Annotated in this window: 14 protein-coding genes; 4 read left to right on the top strand and 10 right to left on the bottom strand. The window is 71.4% G+C overall.

Features of this window, described 5'->3' with window-relative positions; all coding sequences use genetic code 11:
- Positions 1–21: 21 nt before the first annotated feature.
- Positions 22–1,257: a hypothetical protein gene (locus tag GA0070607_RS26865; protein WP_231930401.1), complete on the bottom strand. Its 1,236-nt coding sequence runs from the start codon at positions 1,255–1,257 to the stop codon at positions 22–24.
- A gap of 189 nt (positions 1,258–1,446) precedes the next feature.
- Here GA0070607_RS26865 and GA0070607_RS26860 point away from each other — a divergent pair, with 189 nt between their 5' ends.
- A complete protein-coding gene (locus GA0070607_RS26860; protein ID WP_089020676.1) occupies positions 1,447–3,006 on the top strand; it encodes an NAD(P)/FAD-dependent oxidoreductase in 1,560 nt (519 codons plus the stop codon).
- A gap of 43 nt (positions 3,007–3,049) precedes the next feature.
- Here the strand turns inward: GA0070607_RS26860 and GA0070607_RS33655 are convergent, their stop codons facing one another.
- Positions 3,050–3,289: a hypothetical protein gene (locus GA0070607_RS33655; protein ID WP_231930399.1), complete on the bottom strand. Its 240-nt coding sequence runs from the start codon at positions 3,287–3,289 to the stop codon at positions 3,050–3,052.
- Between GA0070607_RS33655 and GA0070607_RS33650 the strand changes: the two genes are divergently transcribed.
- Positions 3,201–3,458, top strand: coding sequence for a PKD domain-containing protein (locus GA0070607_RS33650; protein WP_331716460.1), 258 nt, complete (start codon positions 3,201–3,203; stop codon positions 3,456–3,458). The two genes, GA0070607_RS33655 and GA0070607_RS33650, sit on opposite strands and share 89 nt — an antisense overlap.
- Before the next feature lie 128 nt (positions 3,459–3,586).
- On the opposite strand, the gene GA0070607_RS26850 is transcribed toward GA0070607_RS33650, so the two are convergent.
- Both GA0070607_RS26850 and GA0070607_RS26845 read right to left on the bottom strand, forming a co-directional pair.
- Positions 3,587–3,844 (bottom strand): hypothetical protein, encoded by a 258-nt coding sequence (locus GA0070607_RS26850; protein ID WP_157743276.1) that lies wholly within the window; start codon positions 3,842–3,844, stop codon positions 3,587–3,589.
- Between the two features lie 134 nt (positions 3,845–3,978).
- The gene (locus tag GA0070607_RS26845; protein ID WP_089020674.1) at positions 3,979–4,446 is read right to left on the bottom strand and encodes a nuclear transport factor 2 family protein; all 468 of its coding nucleotides are present in this window, start codon (positions 4,444–4,446) and stop codon (positions 3,979–3,981) included.
- Positions 4,447–4,642: 196 nt separating this feature from the next.
- On the opposite strand from GA0070607_RS26845, the gene GA0070607_RS26840 reads away from it, so the two are divergent.
- Complete coding sequence (locus GA0070607_RS26840) at positions 4,643–5,287, top strand: alpha/beta fold hydrolase (RefSeq protein WP_089020673.1); 645 nt, start codon at positions 4,643–4,645, stop codon at positions 5,285–5,287.
- A 116-nt stretch (positions 5,288–5,403) separates the two neighbouring features.
- A complete protein-coding gene (locus tag GA0070607_RS26835; RefSeq protein ID WP_231930397.1) occupies positions 5,404–5,622 on the top strand; it encodes a phosphoribosyltransferase family protein in 219 nt (72 codons plus the stop codon).
- Between the two features lie 521 nt (positions 5,623–6,143).
- On the opposite strand, the gene GA0070607_RS33895 is transcribed toward GA0070607_RS26835, so the two are convergent.
- The 6 genes from GA0070607_RS33895 to GA0070607_RS26800 all read right to left on the bottom strand — a co-directional run bounded on the left by GA0070607_RS33895 (position 6,144) and on the right by GA0070607_RS26800 (position 14,524).
- The gene (locus GA0070607_RS33895) at positions 6,144–9,218 is read right to left on the bottom strand and encodes a S8 family serine peptidase (protein WP_089020672.1); all 3,075 of its coding nucleotides are present in this window, start codon (positions 9,216–9,218) and stop codon (positions 6,144–6,146) included.
- 253 nt (positions 9,219–9,471) lie between these two features.
- A complete protein-coding gene (locus GA0070607_RS26820; protein WP_089020671.1) occupies positions 9,472–10,635 on the bottom strand; it encodes an SLC5/6 family protein in 1,164 nt (387 codons plus the stop codon).
- Entirely contained in the window at positions 10,628–11,434 is an 807-nt protein-coding gene (locus tag GA0070607_RS26815) for a sugar phosphate isomerase/epimerase family protein (RefSeq protein WP_089020670.1), read from the bottom strand. The genes GA0070607_RS26820 and GA0070607_RS26815 overlap by 8 nt, the downstream gene beginning before the upstream one ends.
- The gene (locus GA0070607_RS26810) at positions 11,431–12,582 is read right to left on the bottom strand and encodes a dihydrodipicolinate synthase family protein (RefSeq protein WP_089020669.1); all 1,152 of its coding nucleotides are present in this window, start codon (positions 12,580–12,582) and stop codon (positions 11,431–11,433) included. The genes GA0070607_RS26815 and GA0070607_RS26810 overlap by 4 nt, the downstream gene beginning before the upstream one ends.
- On the bottom strand, positions 12,579–13,730 hold the full coding sequence (locus tag GA0070607_RS26805) for a Gfo/Idh/MocA family protein (protein WP_089020668.1): 1,152 nt from the start codon (positions 13,728–13,730) through the stop codon (positions 12,579–12,581). Before GA0070607_RS26805 ends, GA0070607_RS26810 begins: the two co-directional genes overlap by 4 nt.
- Positions 13,731–13,768: 38 nt before the next feature.
- Positions 13,769–14,524 (bottom strand): ABC transporter ATP-binding protein, encoded by a 756-nt coding sequence (locus GA0070607_RS26800; RefSeq protein ID WP_408630923.1) that lies wholly within the window; start codon positions 14,522–14,524, stop codon positions 13,769–13,771.
- Position 14,525: the final 1 nt, after the last annotated feature.

Raw genomic sequence — 14,525 nt, 5'->3', positions numbered from 1 at the left:
GGGTCGCGGCGACGCCCGCGATCAAATGATCGTGTGGGTCCAGTAGCTGAGCCAGAGCACGAACAGCGCGCCCTGCACCAGGGCGAGGGCAGCGGTCAGCCACACGTCGACGGTGGCGCGGCGTGCCCAGCGGGCCAGCACCAGGGCGACCGGGAAGGCGGCGAGCAGGTAGCGCAGCAGACTCTTGTAGACCGCCGGGCCCATCGACAGCGGCACCAGCACCATGAGCACGCCGTACACCAGGTACGGCAGCTCCCGTCGGCGGAACCCGGCGATCAACACGGCCAGCACGGCCACGGCGAACCAGACCCGGGCGGCGTCGCGGGGCTCTCCGGCCAGCCCGTCCAACAGCACCGGCACCGGATTCTGCACCTTGATCCCCCAGCCGACCTGCTGGGCGTGCTGGTAGGCGAACCAGTCCCCGCCCCGCCAGCGGCAGAACGCCATGAAAGTGAACCACCCGGCGGGCAGCAGCAGCAACGGCCAGCCGATCCGCAGGTAACCGAGCAGGGCGCGCGGGCCGAGCCGCCAGTCGTGCTGGCGGAGCAGCACCAGGGCCAGCGGCAGCACGACGAGCAGGCCGACCGACCGGCTCATCGCCAGGAAGTAGCCGAGCACGCCGACCAGCAGCCACTGGCGGCGCTCCGCGTGGTAGAACGCGGCCAGCGCGAGGCAGACGAAGAGCGACTCGGTCAGCGCGGCCTGGAACAGGAACGCGGTGGGCAGCAGCACCAGGTAGCGGGTGAACCGGCGGGCACTGTCCGGGTCGCCGAGCAGCAGCTCGGCCAGTCGGTAGCCGTACCAGAGGGCCAGCAGGAACGCGACGTTGCTGATCAGCAGCAGGGCCAGCGCGTTGTCGCCGCCGAGCAGCACGCCGACCGGCCGGGCCAGGAACGGGTAGAGCAGCGGGAAGCCGAAGTCCCGCCACGGCCCGGTCAGCGGCAGTTCGCTCAGTCGTAGGTAGAGCAGCGCGTCCCAGGCGAACCAGAAGGAGATCCACCGCTGCCCGGAGACCTCCCGCTGCTGCGTCCACATCAACGTCTCGTCGGCCGGCGGCGCGCCGGGGATGCCGTCCCAGGCGTGCAGGGCCAGGAGCCCGACCAGGGTGAGCAGCACCTTCGCGCCGAGGAACAGGCCGAGCAGGTACGGCCAGGGCGCCGGCACCCGACGGGCCAGCCGTGCACCGGTCCGGGCCACCGCTGCCAGCCGGGCGGCGAGCGCCGTCGCGCGCCCCCGGCCGCTCCGCCACCGGCGCATCCGCCCCGCTCCCCCGGTTCGCCCCGGCCCACCCTCCACCCGGCGGCGCCACCCTTCCCGTTGTACGCCGCCGCGCGCGCCGCCGGAGCCGAAACCGGCACATATCGGTGCGATCGCGCGGGTGAAGTCCGCCGCAGAACGGGTACGCGCCGCGCCTCAACCACAGCGGTGAGCAGGGAGCGCGACGGCATGAGCGAGCAGCACAGCACGGTGGTCATCGGTGCGGGGCCGGCGGGCCTCACTGCGGCGTACGAACTGCTCCGGCACGGCCTGCCGGTCCGGGTGTTCGAGGCCGACGAGGTGGTCGGCGGGATCAGCCGGACCGTGGAGCGCGACGGGTGGCGTTTCGACATCGGCGGGCACCGGTTCTTCACCAAGGTGCCCCGGGTGGAGGCGTTCTGGCACGAGATCCTGCCGGACGAGGACTTCCTGACCCGCCCTCGGATGAGCCGGATCTTCTACCGGGGTGCGCTGTTCAACTACCCACTCAGCGCGGCGAACGCGCTGCGCAACCTGGGGCTGCCGGAGGCGGCGCGCTGCCTGGGCTCGTACGCCCGGGCCCGGCTGCGCCCGCCCCGGGACCAGTCGCACTTCGAGGGCTGGGTGTCGGCCAGGTTCGGCTGGCGGCTGTACTCGATCTTCTTCAAGACGTACACGGAGAAGGTGTGGGGAATGCCGGCCGATCGGCTGCAGGCCGACTGGGCCGCGCAGCGGATCAAGAACCTGTCGCTGGCGAAGGCCATCCGCAACGCCGTGCTGCCCCGGCGGTACCGCACGGACGTGACCAGCCTGATCGAGCAGTTCCAGTACCCGAAGTACGGGCCGGGGATGATGTGGGAGCGCTGCGCCGAGCAGGTCCGCCACCGCGGCGGTGAGGTGTCGACCGGCACCTGGGTCACCGCGGTGCACCGCGACCCGCAGCGACGGCGGGCGGTCAGCGTGACGGTCAACGGGGTGGGCGGGCAGCGCACCGAGGCCGCCGACCACGTGATCTCGTCGATGCCGATCTCGGAGCTGGTGACCGCGTTACGCCCGGCGCCGCCGCCGGAGGTGCTGGCCTGCGCCGCCGACCTGCGCTACCGCGACTTCCTGACCGTCGCGCTGGTGGTGCCGGCCGAGTTCTCGTTCCCGGACAACTGGATCTACGTGCACGACCCGGGTGTGCGGGTGGGCCGCATCCAGAACTTCGGCTCCTGGTCGCCCTATCTGGTCAAGGACGGCCGCACCTGCCTGGGCCTGGAGTACTTCGTCTTCGAGGACGACGAGATGTGGCGTACCCCCGATGGTGATCTGGTGGCGCTGGCGACCGCGGAGTTGGAACGCCTGGGACTGGCCCGGCCCGGCGTGGTGGAGGCCGGCTACGTGGTGCGAATGCCGAAGGCGTACCCGGTGTACGACGAGCGCTACCAGCACAACGTGGACGTGATCCGGGCCTGGCTGGCCGAGGAGGTGCCCAACGTGCACCCGGTGGGACGCAACGGCATGCACCGCTACAACAACCAGGACCACTCGATGCTGACCGCCATGCTGACTGCGGAGAACATCGCCACCGGCAGCGCCCACGACGTCTGGTCGGTCAACGTCGAGCAGGACTACCACGAGCAGTCCACCGGCGGTGACGGCCGGCGGGGCACCGGGCGGGACGCTCCGGTGCTGCCGAGCCGGATCGTCGCGGTGCCGATCACCGCGCCCGAGGCCGCCCGCGCGGCCGGTGACAGCGGCCGGTCGACGCAGGTGCCGCTGGTCTGACGGCACCCGGACGGGCCAGGGCAGGAAACCGCTTACCTAGCGCCTATTGACGGCGGACCGGCTCGCCCACCGGCACGACCACCCTGTACGCGAAGTTCGTCAACGCCGCCCAGGTCGGTGGCACCCCGGACCTGCTCGCCCTGGACTGGCTGCGGTTCAACGGCGCCGGGGTCAAGCAGGAGCCGGGCGGGACGCTGTCCCTGGCCGCCAACCCGACCCGCGGCACCGCGCCGCTGACCACCACGCTCACCGCCACCGCGACGGCGCCGTCCGGGCAGAGCATCACCGACTACGCGTGGGACTTCGGCGACAACAGCGCTGTCAGGCACGGAGCGACACTACGGTCGACCACCCATGCCTATCCCCGCAAGGGGACCTTCACCGCCCGGGTGACGACCACCTACACCAGCGGGGAGACCCGCTCGATCAACCTGACCATCACTGTCACCTGACCCCGGTCGCCGGCGGGCGGGAGCGTCCCGCCCGCCGGCGCTACCAAGCGGATCTCCCAGATCCCGGAGTTCCTCGGCGCAGTCATCAGTCGCCGAGGAGCGCGTCACCTCGCCGGCAGCCGGTCGCCTTACACCGTCTCCAGTTCCTGGCGCACGATCGCCGCCGATGTCTGCCGCACCGCGGCGAACTCGGCCTCGGCCTCGGGCTCGGCGACGGGCGGGTGCGGGGCTGGCGCGAGGAAGCCTGGCAGCTTGTGATCGGGCGCGATCACCAGGTTGCGCAGGTCACGCAGGTCGGGTGCGGCGAGCACCGCGGCTCGGTGCCGAGTCACCCAGGGCAGGTGTACGGCGTGCGCGCCCGGATCGCGCAGGACGCGCAGGCTCACGACGAGCTCCCAGGCGGGAGAGATCGCGAACCTGATGCTCGCGAAATCGGCCAGGGACATCGACAGTGCGAAAGGCGGCTTCAATACCAGCGCACTCGGCGCGGCAGATGTGTGCGCAGGACGTCGGGCGCGAATCAGGGTCGGGCTGCGCCCTCGATGGTGGCGCTCTTTTGCGGACGGAGCGCGGTCAAGAGGCTGTCGAGTTGACCCCAAGCCCGCGCGCTGGCGATGGGGTCGATGTAATCTCGGGACTCGATGATGAGCCCATTGCGGATACGCATCACGAAGACGCATGGCACCGTGAACGCCTCACCTGTCTCGGCTACCCGCCCCTGATAGGCAAACTCGGCGACAATCACCTCCGGGTCCACAGTCTCATGAATCGTCACGTCGACTGGCTTACGGACCAGCGTCCGGGCGACCGGAGGCGGCGCGGTGAAGTGCTCCTGCAGCTCGTTGCGGCTACGCAGCGGCGGCGGCTTGAGCGGGTGGAACGGATGTGTGACATGGGTCTGTTCGGCGTACAGGTCGGCCAAGTCCTCGTATGGACCGTCGCAAACACCGTTCACCAGTCGGAGGAAAGTTTCGCGTGGGCTGCTCATGCCGGGCTTCCTTCGAAATCGGTAGATGTCACCTGAGCCACGCGGAGCACTACCTCCAGGGTGGCCGGTACCCCATCGACGGCACCCTACTGACCTCAACCTCGATTTGACTGTCCCGAAGCGCTTTCGTCGTCCGTATCCAGAGCATCGTCATCGACAGAGGCGCGTGTCATACCCGTGTGTGAGGCTTCGGGGCATGGCGACATTCGTTCTGATCCACGGCGGCGGGGGCAGCGCCTGGGACTGGCATCTCCTTGTCCCCGAGCTGATCAGCCGCGGCCACGACGTGGTGGTACCGGAACTGCCGATCGAGGACACATCCGCGGGGTTCGCCGAGTTCTGCCAGACGGTCGTCGACGCGATCGGTGACCGGAGAGACCTGGTGGTCGTCGGGCACTCGTACGGTGCGTTCACCGCGCCGCTCATTGCCGACAAGCTGCCGGTGCGGCTGCTCGTCCTGCTCACACCGATGGTCCCCAAGCCCGGTGAGAGGCCCGGTGACTGGTGGGCCAACACCAGTTACCGCGGCGCCGAGGGGCTCAGTGAGGAGCAGCAGTTCTACAACGGTGTCCCGGCCGAGGTCGTCGCGGAGGCACCGGCACACAACCGGGACCAGGTCAGCGCGGAGGGCAACGAGCCGTGGCCCCTGGACGCCTGGCCAGACGTGCCGACGAAGGTGCTCCTCGCACGCGAGGACCGGTTCTTCCCGGCGGACTTCCAACGTAGGGTTGCCGCCGACCGGCTCGGCGTCGTCCCGGACGAGATTGACGGCGGCCACGCGGTGCCGCTCAGCCACCCGAAGCAACTCGCCGACCATCTCACTGCGTACCCCCTTCCCTGAAGGCGGGACCACGGCCGCCGCGATCCAAACCTCCGGGCTGTTGATCCAGGCGAGATGCGAGGCTGAGCAGATGCGCCAAGGAGTACGGCACCAACAAGGCCGCCGAGGGTGCTCCGGTGAACGGGCGGCGTGTCGTGCTGATCGAGGACGTCGTCACCACGGGAGGCGCACTACTGGCATCGTGCGCGCAGCTACGGTCCATCGGCGCGCAGGTGGAGACAGTGGTCTGCGCCATCGACCGCGAGCAGGGCGGTCGTGAGAATCTGGCGGCCGAGGCGCTACAACTCCGCGCCGCCCTCACCCGCCGCGACCTGGAAGCGTCTCTGATGGCGTGACAGCTTCGGTGCCCCTGACGCCGACCAGCGAGGCCCGACGTCGGCCGGCTGGTCAGGCCGGCGGGTCATCTCGAAAAAGTTGCTCCTTCAGACCTCGTCCGCCCCAGCGGGTCGCGACGAGTTCGGGACGAGGGCGGATCGGTTGGGGCACCCAGCCGTATCGTCTGGTGTCGGGCGCGGGGCTGTCCCAGTCGGCGATCAGCGCGAAAGGATCCGTGGCGCGGTCCGACTCATCGTCACACGCCACCCGGTCAACCATCGCTGGGCAGAAGCGCGTCTCCTGGGCCACCCTGCAGTCGTCCGTCCGGGAGGCGACCAGGACACCACAGCCTTCGCAGGCCACACAGGGGATCCACCCGACCATCGACCAGCAGCCCGTGCGAACAAGCTCATGGACGATGCGTGTCCCGCGATACAGCTTGCCTCGTCAGCGGCCGTGCCGGCCGGCCGACCACCACCTGAGCGGTGGTGCCGGGCGTGGGTCGGTGCACATCGGCACCGGCCCACGCCCGGTTGAACGGTTACTGCCAGGAACTCTGTTGGGTGTAGACGAGGTTGCCGGGGACCACAGTGCCGTTGGTGCTGTACTCGGTGTACGCCCAGAAGTCACCCTCGGCCAGCGGCTTGTTCGGCTTCAGCGTGAACCCGTGCGTCGCACCACGCTGCGCCGTGGAGGGAAGCGTCAGCGTGGCGCCCGGATACTTCGCGTTTCGGCCGACGATGGCATGACCGAACTGGAAGTCGACGACCGGACCACCGGGGAACTGCGCGAACACGTACGCGGTGTAGCGCCCCGGCTCGGGCAGGAACTTGTACGCCTGCTCCGCGCTGGTCCAGAACCTGTCACTGCTGTAGATGAGGGTGTCGCCCTTGTACAGGTAGAGGTCGAGGTTCGTGTTCGGGTCGTCGGTGTTGGCCTCGACGATGATGCCGGCGGTGTTCGCCGGCACGGTGAAGTCGACCTTCTTCACTCCGGTGGCGCTCGGGTCGAACACGCCGCCGTAGACGCCAGCTGGCATCGAGTACGACTTCCGCTGCATCGGCGTGTAACCGGTGCTGCGACCGGCGAGTGGTCCGGTGAAGCCAGGCTGGATCGAGCCGAACGCGCCGTTGGTCATCCGGCCGAATTCCTCCCCGTCGTCACCGTACGGTCGGGGCGTGATGCCCCACGGACGGGCGGCGACCGGGATCCGGGCGCTGTGCGCCTTGCCGCGCCAGGTGATCGACCCGGTCACGTACCGGTCCCAGGGCGCGCTGCCCCGACCCAACGTGATGGTGACCGTCGCGGACTTGCCGGGTGCCAGCGTCACCGAGGCCGGCGTCACGGTGACCTTCATGCCGTCCAGCCCGGATACCGAAGAGCGGTAGGTTTCCCGCGCCTTGCCCACATTGGTCAGGGTGCGGGTGAGTGTCACCGGACGGGTCCCGTCGTACTCGCGCAACGAGATGGCCGGCAGGTTGAGTTCCTTGCCGTCCGGCACGGCCGTCTCGCTGAAGGCGACCAGGTCCGCCGCGGTGGGCTCGATGACCAGTCCGGGGTCGGTGGCCCCGGCCAGGTTGATGAATCCGCTGCCCTGGTCGAGAGGGCTGCTGGTGCCGACGGTGTCGGTGGCGGTGGTACGCAGCGCCGACGCGACCGCGCCAGGTGACCAGTCCGGGTGCGTGGCCCGCAGGATCGCCGCCGCGCCGGCCACGTACGGCGAGGCCATCGAGGTGCCCGAGTACGCGTCGTACTGCCGCCCGAAGTTGCCCGCCGGTGAGACCGCGGCGATGATGTCCGATCCCGGCGCGACCAGGTCTGGTTTCAGGACGCCGAGGGTGACCTTGTCCGGGCCGGTGGAGGAGAAGTCCGCGACGCTGGGTACGCCGGGGACGCTGGAGCCGTCACCGCCGGTGCGCAACGTCACTGTCGCGTCGTTGGGGTGGCGCATCAGGTAGTTGAACAGCGTGCCGGCCTGCTTCTCGGTCGGCAGGTAGACCACCGGGAAGTTGAAGATGGAGTTGATCCGGTAGTTGCCGACCGGGTCGAACACCATCATCGCCGCCCCGCCCTTGGCCTTGATCTCGGCGGCCGAGCCGAACATGTCGGACAGCGCGCAGGCGACCACCTTGCCCTTGATCTTGTCCGGGTCGAGGCTGCCCGGTTCGCAGTAGACCGCACCCAGGTCCGGCGATCCGGCCTCCTCACCGAAGACCAGCGGCCGTGCGCCACCGCCGGGCAGGGCGTCCAGCGAGCCGCCGACCAGCTTCGTGCCGTCGCCCAGCTTGGCGGTGGCCTCGTCGAGCCTGGTCACCGCCGCGCCGACCGTTGTCACCCAGGGTGCCGCGTTGCTGATAGCGCCGCTCACGATGCCGGTGTTGCCGGCCGACGCCGCCACGAAGACCCCGGCCAGCGAGGCGTTGAGGAACGCCACGCCGATAGGGGTGTTGGCCTCCCAATCGCCGAGATCGGAGCCGATCGAGAAGTTCAGCACCTGCACGCCGTCAGCGACGGCCGCGTCGATGCCGGCGATGATGTCGGCGTCGAAGCCCATGCCGTTCCAGAGCACCTTGTAGACGGCGATCTGGGCGTCCGGCGCCACCCCGGAGACGGGACCGAAACGCCGACCGTCGATGGTGACGTTCGGGATCGGCAGACCGGCCGCCGTGGACGCGGTGTGCGTACCGTGCCCGGCCATGTCGCGGGGAGAGAGCAGCTCACCCTCGGGCACCGAGCCGCCGCCGGCGAGCCAGGTGTCGGCGAAGTAGCGGGCACCGACGATCTTGCCGTTGCAGTGCTCGGCCACGAAGGCAACCCCGGTCTGGCAGGTGCCGTGCCAGGTGGCGGGGGCGGGCATCTTCTTGGCGAACGACGCGCTCTCCGGCCAGATGCCGGTGTCCAGGACGCCGATCACCATACCCGCGCCCGTGCCGGGGCCGGGCTTGGCCGGCCGGCCGGCGAGGTCCGTCGGCGCCGACTGGTCCGCGCCACTGGGGGTGGCGGGCGTCGGGTTGGCGGCGGTCGCCGTGGTCGGGAGGGGCGGCGCCGAGGGAGTGCCGAGGGCCCGCGAGGCGGTGACGGCGCGGACGCGCTTGTCCGCGCGCAACGTGCTCACCTGCTGGGCGGTCAGCTTCGCCGAGAACCCGTTGAAGGCTGTGGTGTAGACGGCGTTGGCCTTGACGCCGGCCGCGGCGGCGACGGCGGCCCGCTGCGTGTCGAGGTGCCGGCGGTACGCCTGCGACGGTGCCGACGTCACGTCCAGCCGGTTGCCGGCCGCGGGGCGGGTCCGTGCCAGGCCGGACACCCCACCGGTGTACGTGGTCAACGGGTCCTCGACCAGTTCGACGACGTACATGCCGGAGCCCGTCTCGTCGACGGCCGCCTTCGGGGTGGCCGCGCGGTTACCGCCGGGTCGGCGGTCGGCCCCGTCGGTCAGGGTGACCTTCTTGTCGGACCCGGCGGTGAAGTAACCGGCGGCACTGCCGCCGTTACCCGGTGATCCCGCAGGGGCGGCCGACGCTGATCCCGCAACGCCGGTGACGCCGGTGACCAGGGCGACGACAAGCGACGGTATCGCTAGTCTTCGCAGCCTGTTTCCGCTCGTGCCTGTAGCCACGAGGCTCCTCTCGGTTGCTCCCTTGTGGAGCGTCTGTCATTGATCGCGACCCGCCATTGGGAGCGCTCCCCCACCCAGGTCCACGACTGTCGATCGAGGATTTGCGCGGTTTTACGGAACGCCGACACTGGCAAGATCACCGTACGCGCGGTAGGTAGCGTGCCGTCAATACCTTGATCGAAAACGGCGAACCCATCGGCCGGGCCGGCGTCCGGAGGACGGCGGCCGCACGGCCGAGGTCAAGGCTCAGCCGCTAGGTCGCGACTCCTCGACGCCGCCAGAGCACTGTGCACGCCCCGGCCAGGGCCAGCCCGAGCAGCGGGGCGACGCCCACCCCGGCGAGCGTGCAGGCCACCGCGAGCAGCGCCGGCGGCACCCAGCACCAGGCCGGCACGGTACGCGGGACACGACCGCGCCGACGGGCCGTGGCCTCCACGGCCATCGGCACCACAAGCACCGGCAACGCGGCGGCCAGCAGGGTCAGCCAGGGCAGCACCAGACGGTCGAACCGCGCCACCGCCAGCACCCCGCCGAGCACCGCGACGAGCAGCATCGCCGCCCGCGCCGGCAGGCGGGGAGCCAGGCCACGCAACGCCAGGGAACCGGAGTACGTGGTGGTCAGCGCCGCGGCGAAGACCGCCACCGCGACGAACAGGTTCGCGTACGCGGCCAGCCCCGAGCCGGCGGCGAGCAACGCGACCACGTCGGCCGAGCCGGTCCGCAGCCACAGGCCGGCACCGGCGAGCACCCCGAGCAGCGCCGGCCCGATCAGCAGCCCCACGCACCAGGCCAGGTCCCGCCGCCGGGCGAGGCCCACGCTGAAGTCCGGCGCGCGCAGCGCGAACACGGCCGCGTACCCGATCAGCGCGGCGGCGTCGGCGAGCCCACCGGCGGCGAGGCGGACCGGCGCGCCCGGCGGCGGCAGCACCGTCAGGCACCAGCCGACCAGCACCACCGCGCTGAGCGTGGTGAGCACCGCGACCCGGTTGCCGAACCGGGCCGGCGCCCAGGAGACGACGAGGACCGCGACCTCCAGCAACGCCGGCCCTACCCAGCCGGGCAGGTGTGTCAGCGCCGCCAGGGAGGCACCGCCGAGCCCGACGTTGAACCCGTTCCAGCCGACCATCGACAAGGCCAGCACCGCCGCCAGCAGCATCCGCGAGGTGTTCCCCAGATACGCGGGCAGCACAGCGGTCAACGTACCGCCGTCGCCGAGCGGCCGGCGCAGCCCGATCCGGCCCTGCCCCCAGAGCAGCGCCGCCATCAGCGCCCCGCCGACCAGCAGCCCGGCCACCGGCACCGCGCCGCCGTGCCGGGCGGCCATCGCCGCGCCGAGCACCAGCGTTGCCGGCGCGGTGCCGATACCCAGCCAGGCGCCGACCGCAGCCGGCCAGCGCCGTTCGGGAATGTCAGACAACGTGGCGCAGGTAGCCGGCGATCGCGGCGTCGAGCACCTCCGCACCCGGACGCGCCCACACCTCGGCGGAGAAGACCTCCACCTCGATCGGGCCCACATAACCGGCCGCGTCCACCGCCTCGCGCAGCCGGCGCAGCTCGATGCAGCCGTCGCCCGGCAGGGCCCGACCGAGCAGCACCCCCTCCGGCAGCGGAGTCACCCAGTCGCAGACCTGGAACGCGGCGATCCACGGGCCGGCCCGGTCGATCTGCGCGTACACGGTGTCGTCCCACCAGACGTGGTACGCGTCCACGACCACACCCACCACCGCCGTGTCGAAGCGCTCGGCGATGTCCAACGCCTGGCCGAGGGTGGCGATCACGCAGCGGTCGGCGCAGAACATCGGGTGCAGCGGCTCGATGGCCAGCCGTACGCCGGCCGCCGCCGCGTGTGGGGCCAGCTCGCCGATCGCGTCGGCGACCCGGCGCCGGGCGCCGTCGATGTCCCGGCTGCCCCCCGGCAGCCCCCCGGAGACCAGCACCAGCTCGGGGGCGCCCAGCGTGGCCGCCTCCTCGATGGCCCGCAGGTTGTCCGCCCGCCAGTCGTCGGCCTGGAAGAACCCGCCCCGGCACAGCGAGGTGACGGCGAGGCCGGCGTCGCGGACCAGCTTCGCCGAGCGGGCCAGCCCGTACTCGGCGACCGGCTCCCGCCACAGCCCGATGCCGGGCACGCCGGCCGCGACGCAACCGGCCACCACCTCAGGCAACGGCCAGTGCTGGGCGGTGGCCTGGTTGAACGAGAAACGCGCCAACCCACTCATTGCGCTACCCCTGCCACTGTGAACAACGCCCGGGCGCGGGCGGCGGCCAGGTCGGCGTCGGGCAGCAGCCCGGCGGCGTCGGCCAGGGTGAGCAGGGTGGCCAGGTGGGCCGGCGACCGGCCGGACTGCGCGCCGCCGACCATGGTGAAGTGGTCCTGATGCCCGGACAGCCAGGCCAGGAACACGATCCCCGTCTTGTAGTGCCAGGTCGGCGCCGCGAACAGGTGCCGGGCCAGTGGCACCGTCGGCGCGAGGATCTCGTCGTACGCTGCCAGGTCGCCCCGGTCCAGGGCGGCCAGCGCGGCGGCGGCGGCCGGCGCGATGGCCGCGAACACCCCGAGCAGCGCGTCCGAGTGACCCATCTCGTCACCCCGGATCAACTCCGGGTAGTGGAAGTCGTCGCCGGTGTAGAGCCGTACCCCGGCCGGCAGCCGGCGGCGCAGCGCGACCTCCCGCCCGGCGTCCAGCAGCGACACCTTGATCCCGTCCACCTTGGACTCGTGCGCCTTGATCAGCTCGACCACCGTGTCGGTGGCCAGGTCCAGGTCCAGCGCACCCCAGTAGCCGGTCAGCGCCGGGTCGAACATCGGGCCCAGCCAGTGCAGCACCACCGGCTCCTGCGCGACGGTCAGCAGATCGTCGTACACCCGCAGGTAGTCCTCCGGGCCGCGGGCCACGGCGGCCAGGTGCCGGCTGCACATCAGCACCGGCCGGGCCCCGGCGGCGCGGACGTCGTCGAGCTGCTCCCGGTAGGCCGCGGTGACCGACGTCAGGGTGGCCGGGCCGGCCGGCAGCTGATCGGTGCCGACCCCGGCGACGATCCGCCCGCCCACAGCGCGGGCCTCGGCGGCGCTACGCCGGATCAACTCACGGGTGGCCGGGTAGTCCAGCCCCATCCCCCGCTGGGCGGTGTCCATCGCCTCGGCGACCCCCAGGCCGTACGACCAGAGGTGCCGGCGGAACGCGAGGGTGGTCTCCCAGTCCACCGCCGCCGGGGCGCCCGGCACGTTCTCCGCGCTCGGGTCGGCCACGACGTGCGCGGCGGCGTACGCGATCCGGCTGGCCGCCGGGGCGGCGGGGCGGGGGAACCCGCTCCCTCCGGCCAGCCGGTGCCGCCGCCCCCCGGGCAGCACCACCTCGGGCGTCATGAGGTCAGCTCCGGCACCTCGACCCGGACGCCCTCGCGGGCCGAGCGCAGCCCCAACTCGGCGAGCTGCACGCCGCGTGCGCCGGCCAGGAAGTCCCAGCGGAACGGCTCACCGGCCACGACGTGCCGCAGGAACGCCTCCCACTGCACCTTGAAGCCGTTGTCGAACTCCTCGTTGTCGGGCACCTCGGTCCACTGCGCCCGGAAGTCCTCGGTGACCGGCAGGTCCGGGTTCCACACCGGCTTCGGGGTGACCGCCCGGTGCTGCACCCGGCAGCGGCGCAGCCCGGCCACCGCGCTGCCCTCGGTGCCGTCGACCTGGAACTCCACCAACTCGTCGCGGTACACCCGCACGCACCAGGACGAGTTGAGCTGCGCGATCACCCCACCGTCGAGCTCGAAGATGCCGTACGCGGCGTCGTCGGCGGTGGCGGGGTAGGTGCGGCCGTCCTCGTCGACCCGCTCGGGCACGTGGGTGGCGGTCACGCAGGAGACGGCGTTGACCCGGCCGAACAGCTCCTCCAGCACGTAGTGCCAGTGCGGGAACATGTCGACAGTGATGCCGCCGCCGTCCTCGGCCCGGTAGTTCCAGGACGGGCGCTGGGCCGGCTGCCAGTCGCCCTCGAAGACCCAGTAGCCGAACTCGCCGCGCACCGACAGGATCCGGCCGAAGAAGCCGCCATCGATGAGCCGCTTGAGCTTGCGCAGCCCGGGCAGGAAGAGCTTGTCCTGCACGACACCGGTGCGTACCCCGGCAGCGTCGGCGGCGCGGGCCAGGTCGAGCGCGCCCGCGGTGTCCTCAGCGAGGGGCTTCTCCGTGTAGATGTGCTTGCCGGCCTCGATGGCCTGCCGGATCGCCTTCTCCCGCTGCTGGGTGACCTGGGCGTCGAAGTAGATCTCGACGTCGTTCCGGGCCAGCGCCGAGGTCAGGTCGGTGGTCCAGTCGGGCAGCCCGTGCCGCTCGGCGAGCTCGCGGAGCTTCGTCTCGTTGCGCCCGACCAGGACCGGTTCCGGCCAGATGGTCGTGCCGTCGGCCAACGTCACGCCGCCGGACTCGCGGATGGCCAGCAGCGAGCGGACGAGGTGCTGCCGGTAGCCCATCCTTCCGGTCACTCCGTTGACGATGATGCCGATCGACCTGCGGGTCATGATGTTCCTTCCGTCGTGCTGGTCGTGCCGATGCGGGCTCAGTGGTTGGCGGCCGCGCTGCCGAGCAACCCGCGCAGGTCGGTGGCGAGCCGGTCGAAGCGGGGATCCGACATCACCTGTGCGTAGTCCCGGTGCGCCGGCAGCTCGACCGGGAAGGTGCGGATGATCCGGCCGGGCCGGGCGCTCATCACCACGACCCGGGTGCCGAGGAAGACCGCCTCGGCGATGGAGTGGGTCACCAGCACCACAGTGGTGCCGGTCTCCCGCCAGATCCGGTGCAGCTCGGCGTTCATCTGCTCGCGGGTCAGCGCGTCCAGGGCACCGAACGGCTCGTCCATCAGGAGCACCGGCGGGGAGTGCAGCAGCGCGCGGCAGAGCGCCACCCGCTGCTGCATGCCGCCGGAGAGCTCGTGCGGCAGCGCCTTCTCGAAGCCGGTCAGGCCGGTCATCTCGATCAGCTCGTCCGCCCGGCGGGCCGCGTGCGCCCGGTCCATGCCGCGCATCTCGGCCTGGAGCAGGATGTTGCCCCGCGCCCCGCGCCACTCCAGCAGTGCGGCCTTCTGGAAGACGAAGCCGATCTCCTTCTGCGGGCCGCGTACCGGGCGGTCCAGCAGCGACACCGTGCCGCTGGTCGGCCGGACCAGCCCGGCGATGATCTTCAGCAGGGTGGACTTGCCGCAGCCGGACGGACCGACGATGGTGACGAACTCCCCCGGCTGGATGTCCAGCGACACGTCGTCCAGCGCGGTGGTCTGCGACCGCCGCGAGCTGAACCGGACGGTCAGACCGGACATG

The sequence above is a fragment of the Micromonospora coriariae genome, assembly GCF_900091455.1.
Taxonomy (GTDB): Bacteria; Actinomycetota; Actinomycetes; order Mycobacteriales; family Micromonosporaceae; genus Micromonospora; species Micromonospora coriariae.
Note: the sequence above shows the minus strand (reverse complement) of the source record. Positions and strands in the feature narration are given on the sequence as shown.

Bases quoted from the DNA above. Each gene is read 5' to 3' on its own strand.
- GA0070607_RS26860 (WP_089020676.1), top strand. From the start codon at position 1,447: ATGAGCGAGCAGCACAGCACGGTGGTCATCGGTGCGGGGCCGGCGGGC.
- GA0070607_RS26805 (WP_089020668.1), bottom strand. From the start codon at position 13,730: ATGACCCGCAGGTCGATCGGCATCATCGTCAACGGAGTGACCGGAAGG.
- GA0070607_RS26800 (WP_408630923.1), bottom strand. From the start codon at position 14,524: ATGTCCGGTCTGACCGTCCGGTTCAGCTCGCGGCGGTCGCAGACCACC.
- GA0070607_RS33655 (WP_231930399.1), bottom strand. From the start codon at position 3,289: ATGCTCTGCCCGGACGGCGCCGTCGCGGTGGCGGTGAGCGTGGTGGTC.
- GA0070607_RS26840 (WP_089020673.1), top strand. From the start codon at position 4,643: ATGGCGACATTCGTTCTGATCCACGGCGGCGGGGGCAGCGCCTGGGAC.
- GA0070607_RS26810 (WP_089020669.1), bottom strand. From the start codon at position 12,582: ATGACGCCCGAGGTGGTGCTGCCCGGGGGGCGGCGGCACCGGCTGGCC.
- GA0070607_RS26815 (WP_089020670.1), bottom strand. From the start codon at position 11,434: ATGAGTGGGTTGGCGCGTTTCTCGTTCAACCAGGCCACCGCCCAGCAC.
- GA0070607_RS26865 (WP_231930401.1), bottom strand. From the start codon at position 1,257: ATGCGCCGGTGGCGGAGCGGCCGGGGGCGCGCGACGGCGCTCGCCGCC.
- GA0070607_RS26845 (WP_089020674.1), bottom strand. From the start codon at position 4,446: ATGAGCAGCCCACGCGAAACTTTCCTCCGACTGGTGAACGGTGTTTGC.